This is a genomic window from Sinomonas mesophila (assembly GCF_001999765.1).
In the GTDB taxonomy this organism is placed as follows: Bacteria; Actinomycetota; Actinomycetes; order Actinomycetales; family Micrococcaceae; genus Sinomonas; species Sinomonas mesophila.
On the sequence record NZ_MTIC01000039.1, the window covers coordinates 1 to 8,142 of the forward strand.

Below are 8,142 nucleotides of genomic sequence, written 5' to 3' on the forward strand. Positions count from 1 at the left end.
ATGTCGTACCCGAGGCTCCAGCCGCGCCCGAACGGCCCCTCTACTATGTCGGCCGAGGTGTAGAAGCGGTTCACCGACAGGTTCCCCGTCAGCGAGGCCATCCCCAGGTCAGTCTCGGTGTGGGTCAGGGCGCCGGTGGCGGTGTTGACCGGGTCGGCCACCGACCCGCTCGGCGCCACCGCGAACTCGGACCCGCCGTCGGGCCCATACAGCTGCCCCTCCGGGACCAGGCCGGCGTAGGTCCCGGTCCCGTTGATCCCGGCGGAGGGCATGGGCGGCGCCTCCGTCAGGGCCGGCAGGACCTTCGTGAAGTACCCCGTGATGCTCTGGTCCCAGCGGCACCCGCTGCCTGGGACCGAAGCGTAAGTCACCGCCGGGATGTAGGTTGCGTTGTAGTCGTAGCAACCAGTCGGAGGATCATCCAGGACATGACCCCACCAGTTCTCGGCCAGGTCCTTGGGATCCTCCGACGCCCCCCACTGGTCATACACGCCCTGGTTCAGGGTGTTGCCCCGCAGGTCGAGCTGCTCCCGCGTTGCCCCTCCTGTGGCGTAGATGGGCTTTTCGACCCAGTTGTCGTAGAACTTCACCGATTTGGGCTGCATGAACTTGGCCGAGAAGGACGAGAGCGACGAGTCCAACACGTTCTCGGTGAAGGTCCCCGCGTCACCGTAGAGGGGCGCACTTGCTCTCGGAGAACCTGTTGTTGGCCACGCGGACCGTCCCGGTCCCCGGGGCCGTGCTCAGGCTCGAGTTCATGGCGTGCTTGAGGTCGCTGTTGGTCAGGGACAGCGACGCCTGTGCGGTGACATCGACAGTCGCGGAGGCGTGGCAGACGCCGGAGACTCTCTGCCCTCCGTACTGGATGACGGCCCGGTCGATGACCGACTGGGTCGTGGCCGTGTTGCTGAAGTAGATGTGGTACCAGTCACCGCGGGCTGGGGTCGTCGCCCCGCCGTCGCCGTTGGTGTCCCCGGCGATCGAGTCGTCCCGGTGGGAGGTGAAGACGACCGGCGCAGCAGAGGTCCCCAGGGCAGCCAACTGCCCATCCACGATGATGCTCCCATAGGAGTTGGAGGGGTTGCCGATCTTCACCACCACGCCGGGCTCGATCGTCAGCCTGACCCCGGCACCGACCCTCAGCGTGTCCTGGACCCAGTACGGCGAACCCGCCATGGTCCAGGTCGTGTTCGCAGTGAGGGTCTGGCTCGTGATCACCGTCCCCTACGTGGCCTGCGCCAAGGGGAGCGGACCCGCCAGGCCGACCAGGGCCACAGGCCCCACGCACGCTGCGACAACCGCCGTCAGAGCAACTCTGGCGGCCTTCCACACACGACGAAGACTCGGCTTCACGGTCCCCCCAATGAACAGGCCAAGAAAGTTGGACGGAGCCTATGGTCGAAGTCCACGGGAAACCAGAGACCGCGAATCGGACGCCATCGGATCCGGTAGGGCGACTACTTGGATCGGGGGAATCGTGTACGCGATTTCGGGGGTACTGCCGCGTCCGCTCTTGCCACAGCCTGTGAAGACGTGCTTACGAAGGAGCGTTCCGGAGGCGGCCGGACTGACGACTCCGCCTGGATCTCTGGCCTCCGCGGGGAGTCGTCCAAGCAAGCGGATCGAGTGGCGCCTGAATTCCCCCATGGTTCGGCTGAGCCGACTCCAGTGCCTCAGTGGTCCGACTCCTGTGCGGTCACGCGGGCAGGCCTCGGCGACCTCGTAGAGGGCGGGCAATGTACGCCTCGAGCTCGGTGCGCTCGACGCGCCCCCGCGGCCGCCGATCTGGAGCGCGCGGAGCTCGCCGCGCTGGATGATCGCGCGGGCCTGCGAAATCGGAGATCTGGAGCTCTTCCTGAACGTCTTTTTAGGCCGCCGATCCTTCTCTGCCGGTTGATGGCCCTGGAACAGGCGGCTACTGCTCCATCGGCCCGTCATCCTCATCGTCGTATTTCGTGGACGGGCGCTCCTGCGGCGTACGCGTAGAGTGCGACGAAACGGTCCCCGGTGAAGGGCTGGAACCAGTCGTCGAAGTCCATGCTGGCCGCGCCGAGGGCGTCCAGCGCGGCCACTTTGGCCAGGTCCAGGGTTCCGCCGTTCCGGTCGTCAGCCTCGTGCAGGAAGAGGTGGTCGGTGTCTTCGAGGAGCGCCTCGAAGAGGGTCCCGGGGATGTCGGGGTCGAGATCGAGGGCGTTGTCCTCCGCGTAGGTGTCGACCATGCCGGCGAGGTAGTTGACCGCGAGCTCCTGGGCGAGGCAGGACGGTGCTCGATGCGGCGGAGTTCGTAGACATCGTCGAAGAGCGCGGCGAACAGCGCCGGGAGCGCCTACATGACCCGCCGGTGCTGGTCCGGCTTGGTGCTTGGGCCCTCCGTGGGCGGCGCGATCCACGGCCCCGTCCCCTCCGACGGGTCGATGACGCCCTCCTCGAGCCACTCGAAGTCCCCGGCGAGGACGCGCCGCACGAGCCGCCGGTCGGCGTCGTCCGTGTTCTCCCAGAGAGCACCGAAGAGCGCCTCGACGCGCAGCCGCGCCTGCGTGCAGAACGCGTCGGCGAGGTCCCGCGCCGTGGCGGCCCCCGCGCCTCCCCCGGAGCGGAGATACTCGGCGCGGCTGCACGTGGCCGCCATGGCGAAGAGCTCGGCGCCGATGTCCACGATCCGCCCGAGGAAGGACTGCCGGTGCTCGAGCCCCGCCTGCCAGCGGCCCATGCCCACGAAGGTGTGCCGCGCGAGCCGCCGCGAGGCCCGCTCGACGTACCGCAGGTGCCGCCCGAGCGGACCGGTCTCGCGGAACGAGCGCGGGTCCATGCCCTCGCCGGCGAAGAGGCCCGGGAGCCAGCGGGCGTAGAAGCCCGAGGCGTCGCGGGCGGCCTTGGCCCGCTCGGAGAGGGTCGCGTCCGCGCGGGCCAGGTCGCCGGCCACGGTCAGGTGGGCGTCGACGGCCTCGCGGGCGATGAGCAGCCGCATGATCTCGGTCGAGCCCTCGAAGATGCGGTTGATCCGCAGGTCCCGCACGAGCTGCTCGGCCGGGACGGCCCGCTCACCGCGCGCCCGGAGCGACGCGGCGGTCTCGTATCCGCGCCCGCCGCGGATCTGCACGAGCTCGTCGGCGATGCGGTAGGCCATCTCCGAGGACCACAGCTTCGCGAGGGCCGCCTCGATGCGGACGTCCTTCTGGCCAGAGTCGGCGAGGGCGGCGGAGAGCTCGAAGACGGACTCGAGCGCGAACGCCGTGGCCGCGATGAACGCGATCTTGGTGCCCACGGCCTCGTGCTCGCCGATGGAACGCCCCCACTGGACGCGCACGGTGGACCACTCGCGCGCGATCTTGAGCGACCATTTCGCGCCCGCGGCGCACAGGGCGGGGATCGAGAGCCTGCCCGTGTTGAGGGTCGTGAGCGCGATCTTGAGCCCCTTGCCCTCGCCGCCCACGCGGTTGGCCGCCGGGACGCGCACGCCGTCGAACCGGGTGACGCCGTTCTCGAGGCCCTTGAGGCCCATGAACGAGTTGCGGTTCTCGACCGTGATGCCCGGGGCATCCATCTCGACGACGAAGGCTGTGATGCCGCCCTTGCCTGCGGGCTCGTCGCCGGCCGCCTCGTGCGGCAGGACCTTGGCCATGATGACGACCAGCTCCGCGATGACGCCGTTCGTCGTCCACAGCTTCGAGCCGTCGAGGACGTAGCTGAGCCCATCCTCGGCGAGCGTCGCCGTCGTCGTGAGCCGCGCCGGGTCGGAGCCGACGTCGGGCTCCGTCAGGAGGAAGGCCGTCACGGCGCCCGCCGCGCAGCGGGGCAGGAAGGCCTGCTTCTGCGCCTCAGTCCCGAAGAGCTTGACAGGCTCCGGGACGCCGATGGACTGGTGCGCCGAGAACAGCGCCCCGAGGCTCGGGTGCACGGAGCCGATGATCATGAGCGCGCGCCCGTAGTACGCGAGCGAGAGCCCGAGCCCGCCGTACTGCTTGGGGATCTTCATGCCGAACGCCCCGATGTCCGCGAAGGCGCGCAGGTACTCGTCCGGGACCCGGTCCTCGGCCTCGATCCGCGTGCCGTCCATGGTGCGCGTGAGCTGCTCGAGCCGGCGCAGGAACTGCTCGCCGTCGTCGACTGTCCCCTCGGGCGGGGCGGGGTGCGGGTGGATGAGGCTCCACTGGAAGTCGCCGAGGTAGAGCGCCTTGGCGAAGCTCGGGCGGTCCCACTCGGTCTCGCGGCCGGCCTCGGCGACGGCGCGCGCCTCCTCCCAGTCCGGCTCGCGCTCGTCGGGCGGCTCGGGCGCAGAAGGCTCACCGGGCCCAATGGCCCCAGTGCCGGCAGGCTCGCTCCCCGCGCCGGGCCGGTGGGTCTCGGTGGTCATGGCAGCCCCCTCATCCGCGGGGCCGCCGTGGGCCGGTGACCCATCCAGCTGTCGTCCCATCATAGGCTTGGGGCCTACCGGTGGGTAGGGGCACCCGTCGCCTGCAGCCCCTCAGTCGGCGGCGTCCGCGAGGGCGAGCAGGGCGGAGGCACACGCCTCGGGCGCCTCCCAATGCACCATGTGACCGGCGCCTGGCACGCTCGTGAGCCGCCATGCGGGATGCGCGGCGAGGAACGCCTCGATCTCCTCGGGCGAGCGGGTTCGATCGCCCGCTCCGAGGACGACGGCGGTCGGTGCCATCACGAGGCCCGGCACCTCGGGCGCGACCCCGTCGAGCGCCGCCACGAGCGAGCCGCGGAGCACTGGCCCGGGGATCCGGAACGCGGCCTCGGCCTCGTTCCGGAACGCTGGGTCCAAGGGCGCGTCGCCGTACCAGCCACGCAGGACGACGTCGACCGCGGCCTGATCGGGGGAGAGGTCGGGATCGGGGGAGAGGAAGAGCGAGACCAGCCGGGCCCGGGCCGCGGCGCTCGGCGCCACGGGGACCATGCCCACGAGCCCGAGGCCCGCGACGAGCTCGGGCCGCCGCGCGGCAAGCGTCGCGGCAACTGACCCTCCGAGCGAATGCCCCACGACCAGCGCTGGAGAGCCCGCTCGCGCGAGCCGCTCCGCCACGGCGTCGGCCGCCGCGTCCAGCGTCCAGGCAGCAGACGTCGGGTAGGCGGGCGGCCCGTCGGCCAGCACCGCGTTGCCCGTTCCGGAACCGGCTGATCCCGACCCGGCTGTTCCCGGCCTGGCTGCTCCCGATCCCGCTGCGGGCGCCGTCGGCCGCGCGGCATAGCCGAGAAGGCGGGGGACCTCGACGTGGTGCCCGCGTGCCTTCAGGAGCCGCGCGACCGGGAGCCAGTAGGCGGGAGGGCAGGCCCATCCGTGGAGGAGGACGAACGGCCGGGCGGGGCTGCGCATGCCTTCAGGAACCCGGGAGGAACGTGAGGGCCATGCTCGGGCCGTACTGCGGCAGGCCCTCGTTGGCGGCGAGCAGGATGATGAGGAGGCCCGCCTGCTCGAGCTGCTGCGCTCGGCGCAGAGGGCCGACCTTGAGGGGATTCAGGCCCGCAGACGAGGCGAAGTCCGCAACCGACTGGACCGCGGAGTCGTCGTCGCCCGCGATGAGGACGTCGAGCGGGTGGCCCGCCACCTCGCCCGGGACGAGCGTGACGGCGAAGGTGGTGTTGAACGCCTTGACCACCGTCGCCGGCGTGATCCTCTGGAGCTCCTCGGCAGCGGAGGATCCAGCCGGAACTGCGAGGCCGTCGAACGTCGAGGTGTCGATCGGGTTCGTGATGTCGACGTACACTCTGCCCGCCAGGCCGTCGCCGTACTGGGACGCGACGGACCGGGCGGCATCGTAAGGCACGGCCGGGATGACGATGGAGCCCTCGACGGCATCGCCCAGGATGCCGGCTGTGGCCGTACCGCCGACCTCGGCGGCGAGCGCCTCGGCCTGGGACCTCTCCGTGTGGGCGAGGATCTGGATGCTCCGGCCAGCCGCGACCGCGCGGTGCGCGAGGCCACGCGCCATGCTGCCGGTGCCGATGATCGTGATGTCGTTCATGGCCTTCCTTCTCTCCCGTGACAGGACTGACGGTAGACTCGAGCCGCCCGTGACGAAACCTGATTTGCGGGCCACCCGAGAGCCGCCTAATATTTAAGGCTGTCGTATGCAGTGGAGTCCACTTCTCGGCACTGAAGTCACCGTCTAACCGCGGCGAGGAACTTCGGCTGGTTCTCACCCCGCCTGGTCACCCTCCGGAAAGCTGCAGAACGAACGGTGCATCGAGGTGGCGGGACGCATCTGCGGACCGCCATTTTTACTGCAACTGTTTGACTACACCTTGGAGGAGCGAAACATGGCAGCGCATTGCCAGGTGACCGGGGCATCGCCCGCGTTCGGTCACAGCATTTCTCACTCGCACCGCCGCACCAAGCGTCGGTTCGACCCGAACATCCAGAAGAAGCGCTACTGGGTCCCGTCCCTGCGCCGCAACGTCACCCTGACGGTGTCGGCCCGTGGCATCAAGACCATCGACGTCCGCGGCATTGACGCGGTTGTCGCCGAGCTGCTTGCGAAGGGTGTGAAGCTCTGATGGCCAAGAAGGACAAGGACGCGCGTCCGATCATCAAGCTCAAGTCGACGGCCGGCACGGGCTACACCTACGTGACCCGCAAGAACCGCCGCAACGACCCGGATCGTCTCGTCATGAAGAAGTACGACCCGGTCGTCCGCAAGCACGTCGACTTCCGAGAGGAGCGCTAAGCACATGGCCAAGAAGTCCAAGATTGCCCGCAACGAGCAGCGCAAGGTGATCGTTGACCGCTACGCCGCGAAGCGCGCTGAGCTGAAGAAGACGCTCATCGACGAGAACGCGACCGACGAGGCCCGCGAGGCCGCCCGCCTCGGCCTGCAGAAGCTTCCCCGCGACGCTTCCCCGGTTCGCCTCCGCAACCGCGACCAGATCGACGGCCGCCCCCGCGGCACGTTCCAGAAGTTCGGCATCTCGCGCGTCCGCTTCCGCGAGATGGCACACAAGGGCGAGCTTCCGGGCGTCACCAAGTCGTCCTGGTAGGCCGTAGCGCTCGCTGAGCGTTCGCGATACCCGTCCCGAAGGGGCGGCACCCGGCAAGGGTGCCGCCCCTTCGGCGTCTCCGGGTCCAGGAGTTCGCCCCGGGTGGATCCAGCTGCGCCCCCCGCGCACGACGGCGCCGTGTCGGCTCTGGCGCGGACCTCGCCACCGTGGTGGCATGGACCCGTGCAGAGCGTCTACCCAGGAGTGTTCCGTCTGGACCGGAGCCTCGGCTCCAACGGCTACCTCGTCGAGGCGGGGGAGCGGGTCGCCGTGATCGACCCCGGCCTCGACTGGGGCGCCGGCCGCGTCCTGCGGGAGCTCGCGTCCGCACGCGTGCTCGAGAAGGTGACCGACATCCTCATCACGCACTATGACCGCGACCACGTCGGGGCCACGGCCCGGCTCCAGGCCGTCACGGGGGCCACCGTCTGGATCGGCCGGGCGGATGCGGAGGTGCTCGAGGGGACGCGCCGTGCCGGGACGGCCTACCGCAGACTCCTCGCCCGCGTCCCCCTGCGGCCGTTTCCCGGCAGGGTCCAGCGGCTCGACGGCGAGGCCGAGGTCCTCCCGGGCGTCCGGGCCCTCCCGACGCCCGGCCACACCGACGGGCATCTGGCGTTCGTCTTCTTCGAGGTCCTCTTTGCCGGCGACGCGGTCCTCGGTGACGACCGCACCGGGCTCACCCAGTTCCCGAGGTTCATCACGACGGACCGCGCCGCTGCCCTCCGCTCCGAGGAGGTCCTCCGCGGACTCGGCGCGACCTGGCTCTGCCCGGGCCACGGGAGGGTCCGAGAACTCAGGCGGCCCGGGGGCGGTGACCTGCCTGCGCCCGGGCCGTGAGGCCCAGGAGCGCTGGCGGTCAAGCACGACACGCCCGGGCGGACGGGTGGATTTGCGCGCATCACCCGGCACCTGTAATGTTTTCTGAGTCGCCGGGGCGGCCACGAGAAATCGGGGTCCAGCCGGGCGGAAGATCCCCCTCGAACAGCCGGAACGGCGGCGATGTGCTGCGCGCTCGGGCTGGGGCCGGGAGCGGAATTCCGAGGCTTTTTCCGAGAAATACGGAATTTGCACGGGAGGGCCGGTTCCGGTAAAGTTGGTGGACGTGCCTCGGGGAGGCGAGCGGCTGGAAGAGGGCCGCGAGAGTTACCCGGGTGTGAC

10 protein-coding genes are annotated in these 8,142 nt (G+C 70.1%); 4 read left to right on the plus strand and 6 right to left on the minus strand.

Annotation, left to right across the window (positions count from 1 at the left end):
- The 6 genes from BV907_RS17885 to BV907_RS17910 all read right to left on the minus strand — a co-directional run.
- Positions 1 to 641 (minus strand): DUF6531 domain-containing protein (locus BV907_RS17885; protein WP_217697965.1); only part of this gene is annotated, 641 nt, incomplete at its 3' end.
- Between the two features lie 25 nt (positions 642 to 666).
- Entirely contained in the window at positions 667 to 1,218 is a 552-nt protein-coding gene (locus tag BV907_RS17890; RefSeq protein WP_077491107.1) for a hypothetical protein, read from the minus strand.
- Between the two features lie 722 nt (positions 1,219 to 1,940).
- Complete coding sequence (locus tag BV907_RS17895; protein WP_077491108.1) at positions 1,941 to 2,219, minus strand: hypothetical protein; 279 nt, start codon at positions 2,217 to 2,219, stop codon at positions 1,941 to 1,943.
- Between the two features lie 107 nt (positions 2,220 to 2,326).
- Positions 2,327 to 4,354, minus strand: a complete 2,028-nt coding sequence (locus BV907_RS17900; protein ID WP_077491109.1) for an acyl-CoA dehydrogenase family protein — start codon at positions 4,352 to 4,354, stop codon at positions 2,327 to 2,329.
- 111 nt (positions 4,355 to 4,465) lie between these two features.
- Positions 4,466 to 5,320: an alpha/beta fold hydrolase gene (locus BV907_RS17905; protein ID WP_077491110.1), complete on the minus strand. Its 855-nt coding sequence runs from the start codon at positions 5,318 to 5,320 to the stop codon at positions 4,466 to 4,468.
- Positions 5,321 to 5,324: 4 nt separating this feature from the next.
- Positions 5,325 to 5,969, minus strand: coding sequence for an NADPH-dependent F420 reductase (locus tag BV907_RS17910; protein WP_077491111.1), 645 nt, complete (start codon positions 5,967 to 5,969; stop codon positions 5,325 to 5,327).
- Positions 5,970 to 6,264: 295 nt separating this feature from the next.
- Here BV907_RS17910 and rpmB point away from each other — a divergent pair, with 295 nt between their 5' ends.
- The 4 genes from rpmB to BV907_RS17930 all read left to right on the plus strand — a co-directional run bounded on the left by rpmB (position 6,265) and on the right by BV907_RS17930 (position 7,821).
- Positions 6,265 to 6,501: a 50S ribosomal protein L28 gene (rpmB, locus tag BV907_RS17915; RefSeq protein WP_077491112.1), complete on the plus strand. Its 237-nt coding sequence runs from the start codon at positions 6,265 to 6,267 to the stop codon at positions 6,499 to 6,501.
- The gene (gene rpmG / locus BV907_RS17920) at positions 6,501 to 6,671 is read left to right on the plus strand and encodes a 50S ribosomal protein L33 (RefSeq protein ID WP_043122011.1); all 171 of its coding nucleotides are present in this window, start codon (positions 6,501 to 6,503) and stop codon (positions 6,669 to 6,671) included. The genes rpmB and rpmG overlap by 1 nt, the downstream gene beginning before the upstream one ends.
- Positions 6,672 to 6,675: 4 nt before the next feature.
- The gene (rpsN, locus tag BV907_RS17925; protein ID WP_077491113.1) at positions 6,676 to 6,981 is read left to right on the plus strand and encodes a 30S ribosomal protein S14; all 306 of its coding nucleotides are present in this window, start codon (positions 6,676 to 6,678) and stop codon (positions 6,979 to 6,981) included.
- 183 nt (positions 6,982 to 7,164) lie between these two features.
- The gene (locus tag BV907_RS17930) at positions 7,165 to 7,821 is read left to right on the plus strand and encodes an MBL fold metallo-hydrolase (RefSeq protein ID WP_175637518.1); all 657 of its coding nucleotides are present in this window, start codon (positions 7,165 to 7,167) and stop codon (positions 7,819 to 7,821) included.
- Positions 7,822 to 8,142 lie beyond the last annotated feature (321 nt).